This window comes from Prosthecobacter sp., assembly GCF_044232965.1.
GTDB lineage: Bacteria > Verrucomicrobiota > Verrucomicrobiia > Verrucomicrobiales > Verrucomicrobiaceae > Prosthecobacter.
The window spans coordinates 81,697-102,128 of the sequence record NZ_JBIIKX010000008.1; the positions used below are offsets into that span (position 1 = coordinate 81,697).

General features: G+C 50.0%; 17 protein-coding genes. All 17 read left to right on the plus strand.

Features of this window, described 5'->3' with window-relative positions; all coding sequences use genetic code 11:
• The first annotated feature begins 2 nt into the window (after positions 1-2).
• The 17 genes from ACILSI_RS05590 to ACILSI_RS05670 all read left to right on the plus strand — a co-directional run bounded on the left by ACILSI_RS05590 (position 3) and on the right by ACILSI_RS05670 (position 20,209).
• Complete coding sequence (locus ACILSI_RS05590) at positions 3-1,208, plus strand: class I SAM-dependent methyltransferase (RefSeq protein WP_395720867.1); 1,206 nt, start codon at positions 3-5, stop codon at positions 1,206-1,208.
• A 36-nt stretch (positions 1,209-1,244) separates the two neighbouring features.
• The gene (locus ACILSI_RS05595; protein WP_395720868.1) at positions 1,245-1,760 is read left to right on the plus strand and encodes a WbuC family cupin fold metalloprotein; all 516 of its coding nucleotides are present in this window, start codon (positions 1,245-1,247) and stop codon (positions 1,758-1,760) included.
• Between the two features lie 78 nt (positions 1,761-1,838).
• The gene (locus ACILSI_RS05600; protein ID WP_395720869.1) at positions 1,839-2,525 is read left to right on the plus strand and encodes a class I SAM-dependent methyltransferase; all 687 of its coding nucleotides are present in this window, start codon (positions 1,839-1,841) and stop codon (positions 2,523-2,525) included.
• A 24-nt stretch (positions 2,526-2,549) separates the two neighbouring features.
• Complete coding sequence (locus ACILSI_RS05605) at positions 2,550-3,425, plus strand: sugar nucleotide-binding protein (RefSeq protein WP_395720870.1); 876 nt, start codon at positions 2,550-2,552, stop codon at positions 3,423-3,425.
• A gap of 28 nt (positions 3,426-3,453) precedes the next feature.
• Positions 3,454-4,719 (plus strand): class I SAM-dependent methyltransferase, encoded by a 1,266-nt coding sequence (locus tag ACILSI_RS05610; RefSeq protein ID WP_395720871.1) that lies wholly within the window; start codon positions 3,454-3,456, stop codon positions 4,717-4,719.
• A gap of 63 nt (positions 4,720-4,782) precedes the next feature.
• A complete protein-coding gene (locus ACILSI_RS05615; protein WP_395720872.1) occupies positions 4,783-6,102 on the plus strand; it encodes a putative sugar O-methyltransferase in 1,320 nt (439 codons plus the stop codon).
• A 165-nt stretch (positions 6,103-6,267) separates the two neighbouring features.
• Positions 6,268-7,704 (plus strand): MBOAT family O-acyltransferase, encoded by a 1,437-nt coding sequence (locus ACILSI_RS05620; protein WP_395720873.1) that lies wholly within the window; start codon positions 6,268-6,270, stop codon positions 7,702-7,704.
• Positions 7,679-9,220: a hypothetical protein gene (locus tag ACILSI_RS05625; RefSeq protein WP_395720874.1), complete on the plus strand. Its 1,542-nt coding sequence runs from the start codon at positions 7,679-7,681 to the stop codon at positions 9,218-9,220. Before ACILSI_RS05620 ends, ACILSI_RS05625 begins: the two co-directional genes overlap by 26 nt.
• Before the next feature lie 91 nt (positions 9,221-9,311).
• A complete protein-coding gene (locus ACILSI_RS05630) occupies positions 9,312-10,856 on the plus strand; it encodes a hypothetical protein (protein WP_395720875.1) in 1,545 nt (514 codons plus the stop codon).
• Between the two features lie 18 nt (positions 10,857-10,874).
• Positions 10,875-11,702 carry a hypothetical protein gene (locus ACILSI_RS05635; RefSeq protein WP_395720876.1) on the plus strand — a complete coding sequence of 276 codons (828 nt, stop codon included), beginning with the start codon at positions 10,875-10,877 and terminating at the stop codon, positions 11,700-11,702.
• Positions 11,699-12,778, plus strand: a complete 1,080-nt coding sequence (locus ACILSI_RS05640; RefSeq protein ID WP_395720877.1) for a TylF/MycF/NovP-related O-methyltransferase — start codon at positions 11,699-11,701, stop codon at positions 12,776-12,778. The genes ACILSI_RS05635 and ACILSI_RS05640 overlap by 4 nt, the downstream gene beginning before the upstream one ends.
• 62 nt (positions 12,779-12,840) lie before the next feature.
• Entirely contained in the window at positions 12,841-14,697 is a 1,857-nt protein-coding gene (locus ACILSI_RS05645) for a hypothetical protein (RefSeq protein WP_395720878.1), read from the plus strand.
• Positions 14,698-14,773: 76 nt separating this feature from the next.
• A complete protein-coding gene (locus tag ACILSI_RS05650) occupies positions 14,774-15,775 on the plus strand; it encodes a hypothetical protein (RefSeq protein WP_395720879.1) in 1,002 nt (333 codons plus the stop codon).
• A gap of 87 nt (positions 15,776-15,862) precedes the next feature.
• Positions 15,863-16,591 carry a hypothetical protein gene (locus ACILSI_RS05655; RefSeq protein WP_395720880.1) on the plus strand — a complete coding sequence of 243 codons (729 nt, stop codon included), beginning with the start codon at positions 15,863-15,865 and terminating at the stop codon, positions 16,589-16,591.
• 58 nt (positions 16,592-16,649) lie between these two features.
• Positions 16,650-18,128, plus strand: a complete 1,479-nt coding sequence (locus ACILSI_RS05660) for a PfkB family carbohydrate kinase (RefSeq protein ID WP_395720881.1) — start codon at positions 16,650-16,652, stop codon at positions 18,126-18,128.
• Positions 18,125-18,814 (plus strand): nucleotidyltransferase family protein, encoded by a 690-nt coding sequence (locus ACILSI_RS05665; protein WP_395720882.1) that lies wholly within the window; start codon positions 18,125-18,127, stop codon positions 18,812-18,814. The genes ACILSI_RS05660 and ACILSI_RS05665 overlap by 4 nt, the downstream gene beginning before the upstream one ends.
• A gap of 57 nt (positions 18,815-18,871) precedes the next feature.
• On the plus strand, positions 18,872-20,209 hold the full coding sequence (locus ACILSI_RS05670) for a TIGR04372 family glycosyltransferase (protein WP_395720883.1): 1,338 nt from the start codon (positions 18,872-18,874) through the stop codon (positions 20,207-20,209).
• Positions 20,210-20,432 lie beyond the last annotated feature (223 nt).

Here is a 20,432-nt window from a genome sequence, read left to right on the forward strand (position 1 = left end):
TCATGTCCACCTGCCAAATCTGCTCCTCATCGCTGCTCGAACTGATTGATTTTGGTCCGCAGCCTGTCTGCAACCGATACCTCGCCGATCCTGACACGCATGAGTACCGGCATCCTTTGATTCTTTCCCAATGCCCGAACGACGGTCTGCTCCAGCTCGGTCGTCCATGGCCGAGCGACGAGGTTCGTCCGCGCCTTGACTGGATTAGTTACAAAGAACCGGAGCGTCATCTGGACGACCTTTGTGACCGCATTGCGGCCCTGCCCGGTGTGGGGCCAGACACATTGATCGCTGGATTGAGCTATAAGGATGAGCCTGTGCTCACGCGGATGGAGAAAAAAGGTTTCACCCGCACATGGAACGTCAGCCTGGAGGAACTAGGTATTCGCCATGCCGGAGCTGGCATGGAAACGATCCAGGATGTGCTTTCTGCTGACCTTGGGGAGAGGCTGCGCAATATGAAGGGAACGCCAGGCGTGATTGTGGTGAGGCATCTTTTGGAGCACTCGAACTCGGTTTCACGCACGATGACTTTCCTCAAGGCGTGGGCAGGAGCGGGCGGCTATCTGATCCTGGAGGTGCCAGACAGTGAGCAAACCTTCAAGGATCTCGATTTTGGCACAATCTGGGAAGAGCACGTCTGTTACTTCACAGCGTTCACGCTGGGGCGTGCATTCGAACCGTTCGAGACCAACGCACTTGAGGTGATCCGTTATCCCTACACACTCGAGGATTGCCTGGTGGCCATCGTGGCAAATCGTCCCGCCTCCTCTTCGCTGCCTGAGGCTGGAGACCAGTTGCGCAAGGAACTGGATCTCGGTGCCAATTTTAAGGCGGGCTGGCAGTTGCTTGCCGTCCGTTGCCAGAAGGCTCTGCAGCAGGTGCGTGATGCCGGCGGCTCCACGGTCATCTTTGGTGCCGGCCACCGCGCGGCCACCTTTGTGAACCTGCTTGGTCTCGACAAACTCATCTCCTGCGTCATCGATGATGATCCTCGCAAGGCGGGTCTTCACCTGCCCGGCTGCCAGCTTCCCATCGTGACCTCTGCCCACCTTCATTCCGAGCGTCCCACGCTCTGCCTCCTTGCCGCTAGCCCAGACAGTGAAAAAGCCATCGTGGGAAAAAACCAGGCTTACGCAGACAACGGAGGACGGTTTGCCAGCATCTATCCCCGCAGCTTGCTTGCCTGGGAGCAACTGAAAGCCTGAACGCTCCCCCTTTCTTAACCCGATTTCCTTCATCCGATGCCAGTCATTCAGCGCAGCAACAATGTTTTTGTCCTGACCGAAAGTCCCGATGTTGTTGACAGCGGAATCATCGAAGAACTCAAGAGGGCGGCGGATGCGAGCCCGCTGAAGCGCGCACGGCTTTGCCTGCATCGAAATAGTGACGATCCTGTGCATGAGATGCTGATAGTGCTTTCTGGCGAGGTGTATATCCGCCCGCATCGGCATCTGAACAAACCAGAATCGTTTCACCTGCTTGAAGGTGAGGTTTCAGCGATTTTCTTCGACGACGATGGCCTGCCGGTGCGGGAAGAACGGCTCGGTAGAAAGGCTGGTGAACCTTTTATCTACCGTGTGACGCATCCTGTGTTTCATACGCAGCTCGTATGGTCGGAGCACATCGTTTTTTACGAATGCACACGCGGGCCTTTTCTGAAGGAGGAGACAGAGTTTGCCTCCTGGGCCCCTGAGGAAGGCAGCAACGAAGCGGCAGCTTACATTGCCGCATTAAAAACGCGCTTTTTCCGTCCGTGAGGCAAGTGTCATGAGCTAAACACACCACTGAAAAACTTTGCCACGAGAATTATCCCGTCTATAACCCCAAATTAACCCATGGCTGACAACACAACTCCCCAAACCAAAGAACCACAATATCAAAGCTGTCTCGAAATCCGGGACCGCAAAGGCTTGGCAACCATGGGCCTGAGAGGCACACAGGTCTGGACTGACGATCCCAAGCATTTGCTCTTCATCCTCTCGCGCTATAAATTTGTGGCAAAGATGTTCACGGGCTTTGAAAAGGTGCTCGAAATCGGCTGCGGTGACGGCATTGGTACACGCATGGTTCAGCAGGAGGTGGGGCATGTCACGGCTGTGGATTTTGATGCGCTCTTCATTGAGGATTTGAAGCAGCGCGCAGATCCGGACTGGCCTCTCGAAGTTGGCGTGCATGACATGCTGCAAGGACCCGTGGCCGGTCAGTATGACGGCATCTACGCCCTTGATGTGCTGGAGCACATCAAGCCTGCGGACGAGGACTTGTTCATTCGTAACGCGATCCATCCCTTGAAAGACGATGGCAGTCTAATTTTCGGCATGCCCTCGCTTGAGTCGCAGATTTACGCATCTCCTCCCAGCAAGGCAGGTCATGTTAACTGCAAATCGGCGAAAAACTTCAAGGCTTTGATGGAAAAGTACTTCCGTCATGTGTTTCTCTTTTCGATGAACGACGAAGTGCTTCACACGGGTTTCTACCCTATGTCCCATTATATCTTCACCTTGTGCTGTGGGAAGAAATAAGGTCGTTGCTTCCATCCTGAATTCATGTCTGAGCGTAGTTCTTATATCGTGGTCGGGGCGGACAGCCTCGTGGGTGGTGGTTTGTTGAAGGCTCTCGCTCGCCGAGGGCATCATGCCTATGGAACAACCCGGCGGCGTGATCAAACGGGGCCACAGCGCCTCTTCCTCGATTTCGAGGAAGCTCAGCCTTTCGAAGCTCCACCTGATGCCGGTTATGCGTTCGTCGTTGCAGCTGCCACCAACTATGACCGCTGTGAAAAAGACCCCCAGGCCCGTGTGATCAATGAGGAATTAACCCCCCGCACAATCACCAGCCTTCTGGATCAAGGGCTTTTCGTGACATTTATCTCGACGAATTCGGTGTTCGGAGGTGAGCGTGCCTGGCCGAATGAGGACGCTCCCCATGATCCGCAAATTCCTTATGCTGCACAGAAGAGTCGTGCCGAGGAGGTGGTGCGAGTTTCGGCCAAGGAGACTGGGGCAGAAGACAGGCTAAATATTGTGCGTTTGACCAAAATCCTTGACCCAAATACCTCGCCATTGCCTGCTTGGTTTTCGGCATGGAAGAAACAGGAGGCTGTCCACCCCTTTTCCGATCTCGTCTTTGCTCCGATGTCTGTTCAGTTTGTTGGCGAGGCGCTTGCCACGGTGGGCGAAAAGCGAGTTTCTGGAAATTTGCATCTTTCGGGGGCTGAAAATATCTCATACGTCGATCTTGCCATGGCATTGGCTGCGCGGTTGGGAATCAACCCCTCATTAATTCAGCCTACCTCAGCTACTGCCAAAGGCATTCATATTGCCTTTAAGCCGCGTTTCAGTGGTCTTGGCATGGAGCGCACCACACGCCTCACAGGTGTGTGTCCACAGAACCTTGAGGCTGTTGTGGCTGATATTGCCTGATGATTCATCCAAACCATTTCCGAAACTTATGAGCGCCCAAGTCTTCCATCGAACCACCTGCCGCCTGTGTGATTCACCAAATGTCGAGCTCGTCGTCAAACTCAAGCCCATTCCTCTCTCTGAGAACTACTGCAATGATGCTGAAGCCGGCCTCTCTGCGGACCGCTATCCGGTTGATTTGTACATGTGTGCTGATTGCGGTCATGTTCACCAGCTTGACGTGATCGATTCCAAAAGCCTCTGGGACAGCTACACTTATTACTCTGGCGACGCCAAAGGCATGCCAGAACATTTTCGTGAAGTCGCTCAAAAAATCATCAAGACCTACGCTCCTCCGGTTGGTTCACTGATCATCGACATCGGCAGCAACGACGGTTCGCTCCTGCGGCCTTTCAAGGACTCGGGTTATTCAGTGCTTGGCATCGACCCTGCCTCGGAAATTGCTCGCATGGCCACCGAGTCTGGCATCGAGACTTACCCCGAGTTGATGACACTGCCGCTGGCGTCCAAGATTCGAAACGAACGCGGACCTGCCAGCGTCGTCTGCATGTTCAACGCCTTCGCTCACGCCGACAACATGGGTGAGATCGCAGACAGCATCCGCACCATGCTTGCAGATGATGGCATCTTCGTTTTCGAAGCCCAGTACTTGCTCGATATCATTGACCGGGTGCTCATCGCCACCATTTTCCATGAGCATATGAGCCATCATTCGGTCAAGGCGCTCACCATCTTCTTTGAACGCCACGGACTCGAGTTGCTCAGTGTCGAGCGCGTGCCGATACAGCATGGCTCCTTGGTGGGAGTCGTGCAGTTGAAAGGCGGCAGGCGGAAACCTGATGCCTCGGTGCAACAGTTGCTCGACCTCGAAGCTGTCCGGAAGTTGGACAAGATAGAGACTCTCAAGCAGTTTGGTGCCACAATCGAGCAGCTTCGTGAACGCACAACCAACCTAGCGTCCGAATGGAAGCGCAAGGGCCTTTCTGTGGCGGGATACGGTGCCGCCAGAAGCGGTCCCACCCTGATCTCCCAACTCGGCCTCACCGGGATCATCGAATACATCGTTGATGACCATCCCCAGAAAGTGGGAAAGTTTTCCTCCGGTGACGGCATTCCCATTCTGCCCACATCTGAACTCTGCAAACGAATGCCCGCCTACACGGTCATCCTCGCTTGGGTTCATGCTGCCAAGATTATCGAATCTAATCAGGAATATCTGGACAAGGGAGGGCACTTCGTCGCGCTTTGCCCCGAGACAAGAATCATAGGCGCGGCAGGTAACGTCCAAGTCTAACACGTCCCCTCCGCACCATACTCATTCCTCCCAATGTCTTTACGCAGAATCTTTCGGCACTTCATGAAACCACGGGTCGAACAATCCGCCGCAAATTCTGCTGTTGCCATCGAATGCAAGACGCCCCTTAAGCAGAGCGAGGACCATGTTCAGCAAGAAAAGTTTGTTGACAATGCGAAGGGAAATCTCGCGCGATCCATTTGCCTTACGGCGGAGGATTTGCCTGCCCATGGAATTCGCTGGGCAGCATACGCAGAGAGGATCCGGAAAAACATAGCCGAATTGCAAACTCCCTTGGAGGTTTTGCATTTTGCCCAGTCCAAAGTTGGGTTTGAACACCGAATTGACAAAGATCATGAGGGAAAGTTCACTCCGATGTACGAAAACGAACTCGCGGCATCTTATCCGCACTTCGCCCACCTAATCGACAGCTTTGGCGACATTGAGGGTTCCGATCCAAAATACGTTTATCAACACAAAGGCAGGTTGATAAGCAATGTTCTTTTTTACTACACGAGGATTATCATGTCCTGCGTGACCTGCCTGCCGCAGAGGCCAGAAGTGATCCTGGAAATTGGGGGCGGCTATGGTGCTCCAGCGCGCCTGTGGATGCAGAATCCCATTCATAATCCTCGGACGTACGTGATTTTGGACATGCCAGAGTCGCTCTTCTTCGCGGAGGTTTTTTTGCGCTCCCGATTTGGGGGGGACTCGGTTTGGTATGTCTCAGACAAAAGTGATCAAATTACCTGCGAGAGGGCGGGCCAGTTTAAGTTTATCCTCGTCCCCCTCCAACTACACGCCCAGTTGCGCCAGCTAAAAATTGATCTTGCCATCAACACAGGATCACTTCAGGAAATGGAAGAAGACTGGGTGGATTTTTATAAGCAGTGGCTTGATGGACTACACTGTCGTTTTTTTTACACGCTTAACTACTTTGCCCAGCCTCTCAATGCGCTGTATGAAAGTTGCAACCTATGGAGCCCCCGCCTCTCGCCTGCTTGGAAAGCCCTTCACTTGAAGTGGAACCCTCCTCTTGTTCGAATGCAGTCCGAACGAAACTTCCTCGAAGCATTTTATGAGCGTGACGCTGTCCATCCCCCAATGGCGGAGGCAGAAGGAATTTTTCGGCAGTTTCTGGAGAGGTCCCCATGTGGTGAAAGTCTTGTTGAAGTCATGGATTTCGTCCGCCGTCAACCAACTGCCGACGTGATGCGAAAGGCTCTTGCTCATGCCATGGCAATGCCGTTTGCGCCTAAAGAGGCGCTCTGGATGGCTAAGTTTCTTCACGGTGATGGTCACGAATCACTTACTTCCGAAATTGCCGATGGCACTGCAAAGCTTGAGGCGATCCGTGCACGTGGGATTGAAGCTTACTATTGATGTGATTTCATTGTAAAACACGAATAGTATTTAGTGACTAGCAAAATTTCGATCTAAAAATAAAACTGTATGGTTTTTAATTCAATTAATTATGTTTTTATCTTTCTGCCCATTACGGTTGTTGGATATTACTTATTAAGAGGCACCCGCTTCAGCAGTGCTTTCATGCTGGTCGCAAGCCTTTTCTTTTACGCAGCAAGCGCCATCTGGTTTTTGCTGCCGATGATGTTCTCTGCATTGGTGGATTACTTTGTGGGGCAAAAAATTCAAGACTCAGATGATCCCGCCCGCAGGAAACGTCTGCTGATTTTCAGTGTTGTCGTCAATCTCGGCTTTCTCTCTATCTTTAAGTATACCAGCTGGCTCAGCGCTGAAGTGGCAGCCCTGTTTGGTTTCTTTGGTATTGGGATCAGCACTATTCACTTGCCATTACCAGCTGGCATCTCGTTCTATACTTTCCAATCGATGAGTTATGCCATTGATGTTTACCGGCGTGAGTTTAAGCCGCATCGAAACGTTATCGACTATCTGGATTTCGTGGCGTTCTTCCCACAACTTGTGGCCGGTCCCATCATGCGTGCGAAGGACTTGCTGGACCAGTTGGCGTCTTATCGCAAGGTGCCCAGCTACCAGGAGTTAAGTTTGGCATTCTTCATGATTCTCTTTGGCCTGTTCCAGAAAACCGTTGTCGCGGACAATGTAGGCGCAATCGTCGAAACAATCTCGAAACTCATCGATCCCAAGAACCCCAGCCTCGCGCCGGGTTTGGGATTTATTTTCATGTATGGCTTCGCCTTTCAAATCTATTGTGATTTTTCGGCTTATTCAACAATCGCCCGTGGCTCGGCCAAGCTCTTCAATGTGGATTTGATGCACAACTTTCTTACCCCCTATCTCGCCGCCAATCCGTCGGAACTCTGGCAGCGCTGGCACATCTCGCTCTCCACTTGGCTTCGTGACTACCTTTACATTCCCCTCGGCGGAAACAGACTGGGTAAATGGATGACCATGCGGAACCTCATGATCACCATGCTTCTTGGAGGTATCTGGCACGGTGCGGGATTCTTCTTTATCATCTGGGGGCTCTATCACGGGCTCCTCTTGATCATGTACCGGGCATTCCCAGTTGATCGCTATTTGACTCGCTGGTTTGGTCCACAGTTGGGTAAATTTCTGTCAATTTTCCTGATGTTCCACCTCACTTGTATCGGATGGATCTTCTTCCGCGCCACTCCCGCGCAGTTTGTTCCCATTTGGTCGTCCATCCTTGCGCTGCCACGCGCTATTCGTCATCACATACGCGACTACCTGCCCTACTTTGAGAATGTGGACTTCTTTGGGTTTCTTGAGTCGCTCAAGAGTATGTTCATGGGCTGGCTCACACAGAATTGGTATCTCACTGTTTTTGGCTGGGGTTTCATCCTTTTCGCAGGCACAATCGTGTTAACGGATATTTACGCCTGGCGCCGTAAGACCGAGTTTGCAGATTTGTTTCCAACCCTGCCAACATGGGCGAAGGTTTCTCTCATCTTGTTTTTCATTTATGCGATTCAGTTTTTCGGAAGGAGGGACTCGAATGAATTCATTTATTTTGCATTTTAGGCCTTGGGTGACGGCTCTCATCTTTTTGGGACTTATCGAAGGGGCTTATTATTTGGCCAATCATCCGCCTAGGCTCACCTGGAACAGCTTTCTTCAGGTTAACTTCGCAGAGTACGAAACGTTTCAGCGACTGGTCGCACATGATAAGATCAGTACCCTGGGAAACGTGCAAGCCGATATTATTCAAGTAGGCGACAGTTCGGGCATGCATGCAGTCATGCCCAAAGTTGTCATGGCATCTCTCCCTGGCTACACCTATCTTAACCTTGGGGTGGCGACAAATTTAGGCTATTCTGGTTATTTGAACATGGCAAGAATTGGTCTCAGGGAGAACCCTCAGGCTAAATGCCTCGTGTTGTACACCTGTATGATCGGTGCTGTACCTAGGCAAATGCTTTGGCATGACACCCAGGCACTGATGTCGGAGAGCATCAATGATGAGTTTCTTCGTCCCGCCCGTCACGCCATTCAGTTTCCAACGCTCCAAGCACGTCCGAGTGTTCTGGGCTCTACTTATTACCTCAATTATTTTTTGAGGACGCGCGAAGGTTTGCTTACCAATAATAGAGGATATTTTGCCTTTCACTCGATTGCTCAGGGAAGCTTAGGCTGGACGCGGGAAACAGACGTTGAAGGAGATGTACCAAACAATGTGTTTTCATACCTCCGGAAAGATGGCAGTGTGCCCCCGGACGAGCCCCCTGCACTCGCTGGCCTGCGACTCGCTCCAAGAGTCACCGATGACCATTTTTTTGACTGGTGGACACTGTCTAACAAGTCCTATTTTGATGTCGTTTATGATGCCTTTGCTGATCTGGCCAAGGAGTACAAGGTTAAACTAGTCCTCGTCTTCAACCCCATGCCGGAAGAGATCAAGTATCCGATTTTTGACAATTTGATGGATTGGGCGGCAATCAAAAATGGTTTGGAGAGGGTTAAAGCTCGTCATCCGGAGGTGATCGTCACGAGTTTTGACTATTGGCCCAGTGAAAGATTTTCAGTCTTCTCCCATGTGGCAACGCCGTTCGCGGTTCATTCATCTCAGAGGGTCGCTGATCTCCTCAAGGAACATCTCCCACCTAGGTCAGTACTCGAACAAGATCTCAACCAACTACACAAACAAAGTTCACCCGAGTTCTCCGTGGATTTTGAAAAGCCATACGCGGGTTATGGCTTTGTAAACCAACTCCAGCAGACTCCGGAATTTCCTCTATGGTTGATGCGCGGGAAAGAGTCGTTGGTTTTTGGTAACATTCTACCCACCGGGCGCTCCCTACAAATGAAAGTCAGTTTTGATCACTTTAGCGGCTCGGATGCCTTTCCAGACTTGCATGCTCAGTGCAATGGAATTGAATTGCCTATCATCAGCATGGATATGCAATCCAGAACGTTGACATGGGCCTTGCCAACGGCTGCGGCGGAAAAGTATTTGGGATGGCTGGTCGTCAGGTTCTACCGTGAGAATAACTCTAAAATGATCGGCTTCGCAAAACTGAAAATTGCACCGTCAAATTAATAATACGGGCGCCCACATCTGATCAAAATCAAAGTTTTTCCCTCTGCAAACATCCTATAAAATATTCAAATTAGTTAGCTGCGGCAATTTTGTGAAACAAATTCTAGCACATTTCAAAGCGTGGATTTTAGCGCTTTTTCTTCTGGTTGTAATAGAGACGCTATATTACTCGCGTGTCCAGCCGCCTAGACTCACTTGGAACAGTTTCTTGGACCTCAATTTTGCCGAAGATGAAACGGTTCAAAGGCTCATGGCCCACCACAAAATTTGCAACCTTGCTGAGCAAAATGCAGATATTATTCACGTTGGCGATAGCTCTGGATTACATGGGGTGATGCCTAAGGTTGTGATGTCGCAAATTCCTGGATATAAGTACATCAATTTAGGAGTCGCGACAAACGTTGGCTATCCTGGATACTTGAACATTGCAAGGATTGCACTGCGAGAAAACCCGAATGCAAGCTATCTAATTTTATACACTAGCATGATTGGTGCGGTGCCCAGAAAACTGCTTTGGCATGACACCAATGTCCTAATGTCCGAAGGAATTTATCGAGAGTTTCTGCGCCCAATACGCCACGCAATCCAGTTTCCAACACTTGAGATTCGCCCAGATATTCTCGGTAGAACTTATTATATTGATTATTGGATGAAGTCGAAGGATATTCTCTACACAAGTAACAGGGGGTATCAGGTATTTAACTCAATTTACCAAGCAAGTTTGGGGTGGACAAGGGAGACGGATGTTGAAGGAGACGTGCCTAATGATATTTTCCGGTTTCTGCGCAAGAGTGATAAAGCTTCTATCGATGAGCCCCCAGCAGTACGCGCTCTGCGAGACGCCCCCAGAGTGACCGATGAGCAATTCTTTGACTGGTTGACGCTTTCTGAAAAGTCTTACTTCGATGTGGCGTATGATGCCTTCGCCAGTCTAGCTAGAGAGCACAATGTAAAACTTATTCTCATTTTTAATCCGATGCCAGAGGGGATCAGAGACCCGATGTTTGAGCCGTTAATGGACTGGAATGCTATTAGAAATGGATTAGACAGGGTTAAAAAGCGCCACCCCGAAGTAACTGTTACCCCCTTTGATTTCTGGCCAGGAGAAAGGTTTTCTGTATTTTCTCACGTCGCCACGCCGTCTGCTGTGTTGTCATCACAAAGGGTCGCAAATCTAATAAAGCCTTTGCTTTCACCAAAAGCCACTTCTGACAAAGACGTGACATCGACTGGCAACAGCCTGCACACTTCCAGCTTTAAAGTGGATTTTTCAAAACCTTACGCGGGCTATGGTTTTGTAGATATTAACCAACAGACCCTAGCCTTCCCACTGAGGTATATGAAGGGGGCGGAAGCATTTATTTTTGCTGATGTGGCACCAACTCTGCATCCCATGGAAATAAAAGTCGCTTTTGATAAAGAAATGGAATTGGACGATTTGCAACAAATGGCCCTCGATTGCAATGAATCCAAGCTAAGTGTCCTCAAACAAGATTCCTTGGCACGCACCATAACATGGGAATTGCCAGAAACTGTTTCTAATAAATATCTAGGCTGGAAGGTGCTAAAGTTCTCGCGTAGGAATTCATCAAAAATGATAGGCTTTTCGGAGATCCAAATTCAACCGCAGCAGTAGCGCATAAAATACAATATTATGGGATTATCACTTGGAATGATCGAGAAGATGCAAGACATGGGCCTTTTTGGAACTGGGAGAACTCGAATTTTAGACGTGGGTTCTTCCAACCTTTATCAAGCTTCGATGGAAGGGATTCTCTCATTTCTGACCAAACATGGGGTCAAAGCATCCGAACAAATCAGCTCTTTTGCCGCTAAACTAGCCAAAGGTTCTGCCTATGATAGTATTACAGGAGGAACCAACGAATCTTTTGCTGGAGAGTTGTTTGAAAAAGCGGGGTTGCGGTACGATGCGATTGACATCGCCGACGGCTACCGAACAACCATTTTGGATCTTAATCATCAGTCGGCCCCTCGTGATTTTGTCGGGGCGTTCGATCTGGTGATCAATTATGGGACCACGGAACATCTGCTCAACCAATACAATGCCTTCAAGGTCATCCACGATTCGACCAAGGCTGGAGGATACATGGTTCATTCTCTTCCGTGCGTTGGTTATTCCAATCATGGTTACTTCACTTATACTCCTAGGTGCATGTTCGACATGGCGGGTTATAATTTATACGAAGTTGTTGAATTTCGATTTGATGGCCCAGGAGCTAATAACGACTTGTACAGTCCAGTGAGAGATTACTCTTCCTACTTTCCAAGTCTTGCGCAAACTGTTGCAGAAAAAGACAGTACGGCAATAGGGCGTATGCTTCAAGACTTCAAACTTCCTGATATTTCATTATTTGTCGTGTATCGAAAAATTAATGACAAGCCTTTTTTTGGGGCGTTGGAGACGACTACATCTGTAGGCCGTGTCCCCAGTTCTGTGTCCTCACAATATTCAGCTCAATGAAATTACTCTCAATTTTATCATCATTCAAGGCGCGTCTTAATTCTGAATCCAGAAGTGATCAAATTCCAATGGAAGTGAGCAGCGAAGAACAGACTCTTCGAGAACTCCTCCTGAAGGGGGCGGCCACGTCGACACAGGGGCAGCGGTTGTACACGCTCATGACAGAACGTGGTGCTGCATTTCCCATCGAATGGGAAGAGAAGGTATTAGTGCTTTCTATGAAAGACATGCCGGATCGTCAAGACCTTGTTTCGCGACTACTGCACGTTCTCAAGGCTCAGGGGAAAGCCGTTCCCTCCGAATTGGAGGAAGCGTTTCAGAAGCTCTCAAATAAGCAGGAATGGGAACGTGATCATCAAAAGGATGCTTTTGAATATAACTCCCGCAGCGGACTGATGGATGTGGAAGAGTGCTTTCTTCCTATTTTTGAGAACTGCCGTCGCTACTCAATGACCTCTGCCGAGAGAATGTACGCACTGTATAAAGCAGCACGCTACGTTATTGAAGCAGGGATACCGGGCGACTTCGTTGAATGTGGAGTTTGGCGTGGCGGCAGTATGATGGTGGTAGCTCAGGCGCTCTTGGAAAAAGGAATTAAGGATCGTGATCTCTACCTTTTTGACACCTTTGAGGGCCTGCCAAAGCCCGACGAATCCAAAGACATCGATCTCTGGGGTAATCGTGCGATTGATGGATGGCGCCCACTCAGCAAGGATGATGAGAAAAGCGGTTGGGCCAATGCCGACCTGGATGAGGTCCGCAAGAATCTATTGTCAACAGGCTACCCTGCGGAACGCATCCATTTTGTCAAGGGCATGGTCGAACGGACCATCCCAGAACAAGCCCCACAAGATATCGCCCTGCTGAGGCTTGATACGGATTGGTATGAATCAACCAAGCACGAACTCGAACATTTATACCCTCGCCTCGCACCCCAAGGCGTGATGATCATTGATGACTATGGCCACTTTAAGGGCGCCAAGGAAGCCGTAGATGAATACATTGAAACCAACCGAATAGCGGGCCTGTTGTGTAGAATTGACTACACGGGGCGATTGATGATCAAACCAATCTGATCGAGGTTTCGATAACTTTAGCGGCGAATTGCAATATTTTCCTGTTTGATCAGGCGCTTCGAATGAAGAAGAAAACTAAATTTCTCACCGTGGTTTGGGGTCGCGATTATATCCGTCGCTTCTGCAATCTGTCGCTGCCCTCGTTTATGGCCCAGGGCAACCTCCCCGCCCTCGCCGCAGCCACCGACCTCGAGGTCCTCATCATGACTTGCAGGGCTGATTTCACCTGTTTTGAGGACTATCCCGCCTTCCACCGTTTGCGTGAAACTTGCCCAGTGCGATTTGTTGAGATCGACGACCTCGTTTTCAATACAGTGGTCTACGGCGTCACTCTTACACTCGCGTATGCCCGTCCGATCATCGCGTGTGGAGCAGACATGGTGAATATCCACTTTGTCTTCATGAATGCCGACTTTGTTCTGGGGGATGGCTCGCTCAGAAGCCTTATCAAACCGATCACCGAAGGACGTTCCATTGTTCTGGGCCCAAGTTTCCGAGCGATTTCAGAGGACGTTGAGCCTTTGCTTCAGCAGAAGGTGGATACAGGTCATGGGATCCTCAGCCTGCCCTGCCGTGAAATGGTCCGCATGGCCCTCCCTCACCCTCACAGGACGACTGTGGCCAAAATCCGTAACCAGCAGTATATACATAGCTCCCACCCAAATCAGTTCTTTTGGCAGGTGGACAAGCAGACATTGCTCGGCCGTTACTTTCTCATCTTCATGCTCTGCCTAAAGCCGGAGCGGGTAATCAAGACCATCAATTCGTACTGTGACTATGGTTTCATCCCTGAAATGTGCCCTTCTGGGGACGAGATGGCCATGGGTGATTCAGACGACTTCTTTATGCTCGAGCTACAGGAACGGGACAAGGAATCAAATCTTCTCAGTTTTGGATCGCAGTCAACAAAACAAATCGTGCGTAGCTTGACCGAGTGGACAACCCATGAGCATCGCCGAGCCGCTCAACATAACATTGTTTTCCATTCGGAAGATCTTCCAGCACCTGTCGAAGGATGCAAAGTGGAGGCCGATCGGTTCATCAACGAATTAACTGCACACCTCGGGCCAGTACATGCGCACGCATTTCACCGATACTGGGCACCAGGTGTCGTGGCTTGGCTGAGTCATCGAGTCTTGCCTGTCCCCCCACCGGAATTGGAACCATTGCCAAAGATCCTGCGCTTTCGTTGGTTGGATTTCAACCAGACAGCGGTGACCTTTCTCAGGCAGTCAGGGTGTTGGGCAGACTTCAAGTTTCTTGAGAACTTGGTTTCCCAACATGCCTCGGACAACACGGACATACTGCTCCTCGGCGAACTCAGTTGCCTCTTAGGTTTGGTCTTGTCACGATATTATCAGCGTGCGGCGCTTTCTGGTAATGAAAACAAGAACGGCAAGGCCCCCTTTCACACAGTCCCCGGCCCAAATCAGATGTTCTCAAAATGTCTTGTGTTTCTGACCGATGTGCATCCCTGCAATGTCACACAAGTGATTGCCAAGGCTCATGAGCACGCAGCGGATGGCGCAGAAATCCTTCTCATCCTCCATCCCGAAAGTCATCTGGGGGGATCTCCGGAGCATATCCGAGATTGTATCATTGCGCAGATAGACACTTGCCAAGGTTCTGGTGATTTCTCTCTGCGGATATCATCAATCGGCGGCCCTCTGTTCTGGACTAGTCGTAAGTTGGCTGGAAAGGTCGCACGATACTTCAAGAGCAACCGGTCCCTTTTCTCGATCCGGCGTGTGCGGCATCTGTTCAAATTAGTCCCCTTTGCCCTCCTCAATCTCTACCTCATTTGGCGCACCAAAGGCGTGGCCTGTGGAGACCATGAAAATCATACGAACGCGATGACCATCGCCCTGTCATTCAAAATCAGGAAGCGCAGTCAGGAATCCGAGCCACTCTCAGTTTGAATTACGCTTCTTTCTCGTTTACCTGAATCATGGCTCGGGCTAAATATTCATAGCCTATTATATTCATTTCAACTACATGAAAAAGCAATCTCTGTCGCCTGCTAGTCCTGTGCCTTTGCCCTCATTGCAGGGCGATAGCCTTAAACTCCTCGATGAAAAGGTTATGGAGGAACTGGTGCCTTGGAAAGCTGTGCTACAGATGTTAGAGAGTGGAGTCTTCGATAAGCGTCGAAATGTCTTGGAGATGGGACATTCGAAACTGGGGCCCATTCCTGCCTCGGAACTTTCTCCTTGGCTGCTGCGCCTCCAAGGCAAGAAGTCACTGTCGGAAGTAGATCAGCAGGCGCTCAAAAAATTGATAGCAAGTTCGGAAAGCTCTGACTTCGACCAGTCTCCTTCTGTCGGGGAACTTCTGAAGCTTGCGGGGATGACCTACAGAAGCCTGGCGCAGGCTGGGGGGGCTAATTCGCCCACATTTTCATTGGAACGAGATTCACTGCCTTCATCAGAGGTCGGAGCATGGGATGTCGTATTGAATCTGGGGACGAGTTCGCGACTGATGAACCAACTCCATTTCACCCAACTGATGCATCAAGCGGCCCGCAAGAGGGGCGTCATTGTTCACTGGCTTCCGGCGATTAGTGGAGGACGTCATTATTGGCTTTCATCCACAGGTCGCCTTTTGTTCGACATCGGGTATTTCAATCAGTATGAGTTGATTGCATTCAGCATGGAGCGAGGAGAAGATCTTGAAGCCATTGATCATCCAGTCTTCGAGAAAAAGGGGGCGGGCCCAGCCAAGGTGTCTAGCAATCTGCTCATTCAAAATCTGAGAATTCCTCGCATTTCAATGCTGGCTGCCTGTCTCAAGACTCAAAATGAACCATTCCTAGGAGCCGTGGAACTACAGACATCAGTAGGTGAAATTCCAGCTGAGGTTGCATCCAGCTACGGTCCGAAGGGTATGGCGAGGACCGGGCGTGCATATTCGAAAGGGGCCATTCCAAAACTGCTGCGCAAGCTCAGATCCTTGCCAATCCTGAGTGGAATACTTAACAAGGTCGCCAATCGAAAATAGAGCTGAAATTATGCTCTGAATCAGACAGGGATCTGAATCAACCGTAAATAATCGAGATCATTTATTATGGGCTTTGCATGGCAATACATGAAAAAAATAGAACACTACGGGCTTCTAAAAAGCGGCTCAAGGTTTCTGGATATCGGCTCCTCAAACCTGTATGGAGCTGACGCGGACAGCGTTGAAGAGTTTATTAAACGGTACAATCCGGGCGCTTCGAACACCCGGCCGACGGCCGAAAGATTAGCAGCGGGCTCGACTTACGTCGTCGGCAAGGGAGGCACCAACGAGGCATTTTTAGGCGAGGTTGTTGATGCATCTGGCATGGAGTATTTGTCATTCGACATCGCCAAAGGCTATAAGACAGAGATTTTGGACTTCAACAGCCGCACGCTCCCAAAACAACATGTTGGGGCTTGGGATCTGACACTGAATTTCGGGACAACGGAACATATTCTCAACCAGAGCAACAGTTTTGAGATTATTCACGATGCAACAAAGCCTGGAGGAAACATCTTTCACCAGCTACCCTCGGTCGGCTATGTGGATCATTGCTACTTCACCTATACGGCGAAGTTCTTCCTTGATATGGCTAAGCTGAATCAATATGAGATCATTGACATTTGGTATGATGGCCCTGGTCAGGTGAACGATCTATTGCATTCATCCAAATCTTATGCATCCTATTTCCCAATTCTAACTGACTACATCAAGAAATACGGGAAGTCAGACTTATCGGCCTTAGAGGTGCCAGATGTATCGATCAATGTCATACTCAGGAAATCGAGGGATGTCGATTTTGTGAAACCGACATAAAACTGTGTCACTGCGCCCGGGGAAGTTTTTGCTCCTTGTTTGCGGACTTTATTTAATAATGACCTCCATCGAAATTGCTTCAGAAATTAACGGCAAGGCCCCTGCGGGTGGTGCCGTCGTCCTAGTTTACGGAAACTTCAATATTTTACATCCCGGCCATCTACGGCTTTTACAGTTCGCGAAGGAATGTGGCGACTTTCTTGTCGTCGGTGTTTTAAGCAACCGCATTGCCGCAGGCTCAGCCCTGCTCGATGAGGCCCTTCGCTTGGACTCCGTCAAAGCCAATAATGGCGTTGGCTACGCATTTCTTTTGGATTCAACACCGGAAGAATTCATCGCGACACTCAAGCCAGCCGTTGTCGTCAAAGGCAAGGAGCATGAGAGCCGAGCGAACAGCGAGTCCGAGATTCTCGCATCCTATGGAGGGAAGTTACTCTTCGGCTCTGGCGACACCGTGTTCTCAGCTTCGACTTTGTTGCGGCAGGAACTTGCGCAGGCGGAAAAGTCCGTACTGGACTTGCCTCATGATTTTTCTAAACGGCACGGCTTCACTCATGCGTCGCTGGAAGCCATTCTTCGTGACGCGGGGAAGGTTCGCATTTGCGTCATTGGCGATGTTATCATCGACGAATATATCACCTGCGACCCCCTCGGAATGTCACAGGAGGATCCAACCATCGTCGTCACACCAGTCGGTTCCGACAAGTTCCTGGGCGGTGCAGCAATCGTGGGAGCGCACTGCGCCGGGCTCGGTGCACAGGTGACATACTTCTCCGTTTCTGGAGAGGATGCGCTCGCTGAATTTGTTGAGAAGAAATTGAGCGAGTATAAGGTCACGAGCCATCTCATCATGGACGACACACGGCCAACCACGCTGAAACAACGATTTCGTGCCTCCGGAAAAACGTTACTGCGGGTGAACCATCTGCGTCAACACGGTATTCGCACTGAACTACAGGAACAATTGCTCAAAAAATTGCTGCCAATTCTTGATGAAGTCGATGTGCTGCTATTTTCAGATTTTAATTACGGATGCCTGCCTCAGGCTTTGGTGGACAGGGTCACGTCCGAGGCACGCCGACGCGGCGTGATACTCATGGCCGACAGCCAATGCTCTTCTCAGATCGGCGACGTATCGCGGTTTAAGAACGCAGATATTCTGACTCCCACGGAAATGGAGGCCCGTGTCAGTACACGGAACCATGAAGACGGTCTCGTGGTATTGGCGGAAAAGCTTCGCCAACAAGCAGGTGCCAGGAGCGTGCTTTTGAAGCTCGGAGCCGAAGGCGTCCTCGTCCACGCCGAAAAAGGCAGAGACGGCTGGCTCACAGATCAATTACCTAGTTTCAATCACCTGCCAATGGATACAGCAGGTGCAGGTGATTCTCTATTGGCTGCTTCTGCGTTGGCAATCGCCCTTGGAGCTGGGATCTGGCAGGCTGCGTTCCTCGGCTCGCTTGCAGCAGCCTGCCAGATCTCGCGTATCGGCAACACACCGTTGACGACTGATGAACTTATACACGCACTGCGTTCATGAATGCTCTTCTTCTTGCCGCCGGCAAAGGTACGCGATTGCGCCCCTTGACTGAGCATACACCTAAGTGCCTCGTTAGAATTGGCACAAGGGTCTTGCTTGATATTTGGCTCTCGAATTTGTCGAAGGCGGGGATTGACCGCTTTTTAATCAATACACACCACCTCGCAGGCATTGTGACAGACTATATTGCGACACATCCTCTCCAAAAGGTGGTTAAGACTGTCTTCGAACCTGAATTGTTAGGCACAGCCGGCACGCTCACTGCGAATAAGGAATTTTGCTCCCAGGACACGACCCTCATCGCTCATGCCGATAATCTATGTCTGTGCGAATGGAGCCAGTTCTTCGAAGCTCATGCCAAAAGGCCGAGTGCCACGATCATGACGATGATGACTTTCCGCACACCTACACCACAGACCTGCGGAATTCTGCAATTAGATTCACAGGGCGTGGTTGAGCGTTTTTATGAGAAATCAGCAACCCCTCCAGGCAATCTTGCAAACGCAGCCATCTATCTCATCGAACCGCCAGTCATGAAAATCCTGTTGTCAGCCAGTCCGCCCATGACAGACATCAGCACCGAGCTTATTCCGAAACTGCTTGGTAAAATCAATACATGGGAAAATACAGACACGGTCATTGACATTGGCACACCCGAAAGCCTGCGTCGTGCCAGCCTCCTGTGAACATGAAGGCATTGGTGTGGTTTCCCTTCGCATTCTAAAATCGCAACTGCTCTGGCCTTGCTAGATAACGAGAAGCAACTCACGTTGAAATGGGCGTTACGTCACATTCGAGCATTTGTGCTTTTGTTGTTTCAGCATCCAAAAGAGGTTTTGGGCTTTGTATATCGCTATCCCAAGAAGTTTCTTTTGGGGGAATCCGGTGCTCCGCGAGGGGAACAAAAGACATGGAGACATAAAATTACCTCAGTCAAAAAACTGAAGCAGGAGCTGTTCGATCTACTAAAAAGAAATGTTGAGTTCTTTGAAATCACTATTCCTGGGCGTATCGGTCATCAGGTTGGGGAGGTGGATCTGTGGTTAAAAGAACGAATTCTACAAGGCAAGCCCCAAAAGACACTCGTCTTGGTGATGGACGAGGCGCAGGCGGCTAATCCTCACTTTCTTTATTACTGCAAACAGATCTTCAGCTTCGTTATTGGCAAGCAGCTATGGTTGTGGCTGCTGAGATCTATTCCAGAGGTTGCGTCCTTGCACCATTTGCGGCACGACTATTTTCACGCGTTTGGCAGGACTGCGGAGTGTTACGATATCTATAGACGTTGGGAAAGCCGTGAGCCATTATTCAAATTAAGCCATGATGACAGGGAATTCTTAATTAGATTCTTGCGGGAAAATTGGGGGATTGGTGAAAATGACTGGTATGTTTGTCTTCACAACAGGGAGCGCGGCTACTCGCCAAGGGATGACGACCTCCACGAATATCGCAATGCAAGTCTTGGAGACTTTGTTCCAGCAATCCAAGAGATTGTTGCGCACGGAGGCTGGGTGATCCGCATGGGGGACAGCAAGATGAAAGCTCTGCCGCCAATGGACAGGGTCATTGATTATGCGAATTCGCCACACAAAAGCCCAAGGCTCGATGTTCTGTTATGCGCTTCTGCAAGATTTTTTCTTGGAAGCACATCTGGCTTATTTATTCTTGCTACAGTATTTGGCGTTCCCGTTGCAAGTGTCAACTGTATCCCCATGTCATCCCTGCCGTATACAGGAAAGGATGTTGGGATCCCTAAACTGCTATATCTTGAACGCGAGCAGCGCGCGCTTTCATTCCGAGAGGTTATGGAATCTCCTGCCGCAAATTTCCGCTTTTCCTCAGACTATAAAGATTCAGGTCTTGGCATCATTAATAATTCATCCGACGAGATTACCGATCTAGTTCGAGAAATGCTTGATCGTACGTCCAACGCCTACCTCCGTGACCCGGAGAACGAGAGGAGACAAGAGGTGTTCCGCTCTCTCTTCAAGCCTGGGCACTATGGTTACGGCACAAGTGCGCAGGTCAGTCAGTGTTTTCTACGAAAACATGCAGCATTACTCAGCGACTCCCAAATCTGATGACTACGAAACTGGCCGCACGCAGCTGGAACATGCTTATAACGAATGGCCTTCCAAAAGCGGTTCGCTATAATTATGTTCTTCCTTGATTCCTCTCGCCAAAGCTTTGCGGGGTTCTCGTCAGAGATCTCTATAACATCAGTGATGCCAGAGGTCGTAATCGCGTCAGAAAACAAATTGCATCGCCCTACAGGCTGGGCGAGCCATGGCTGTATTATTTTTT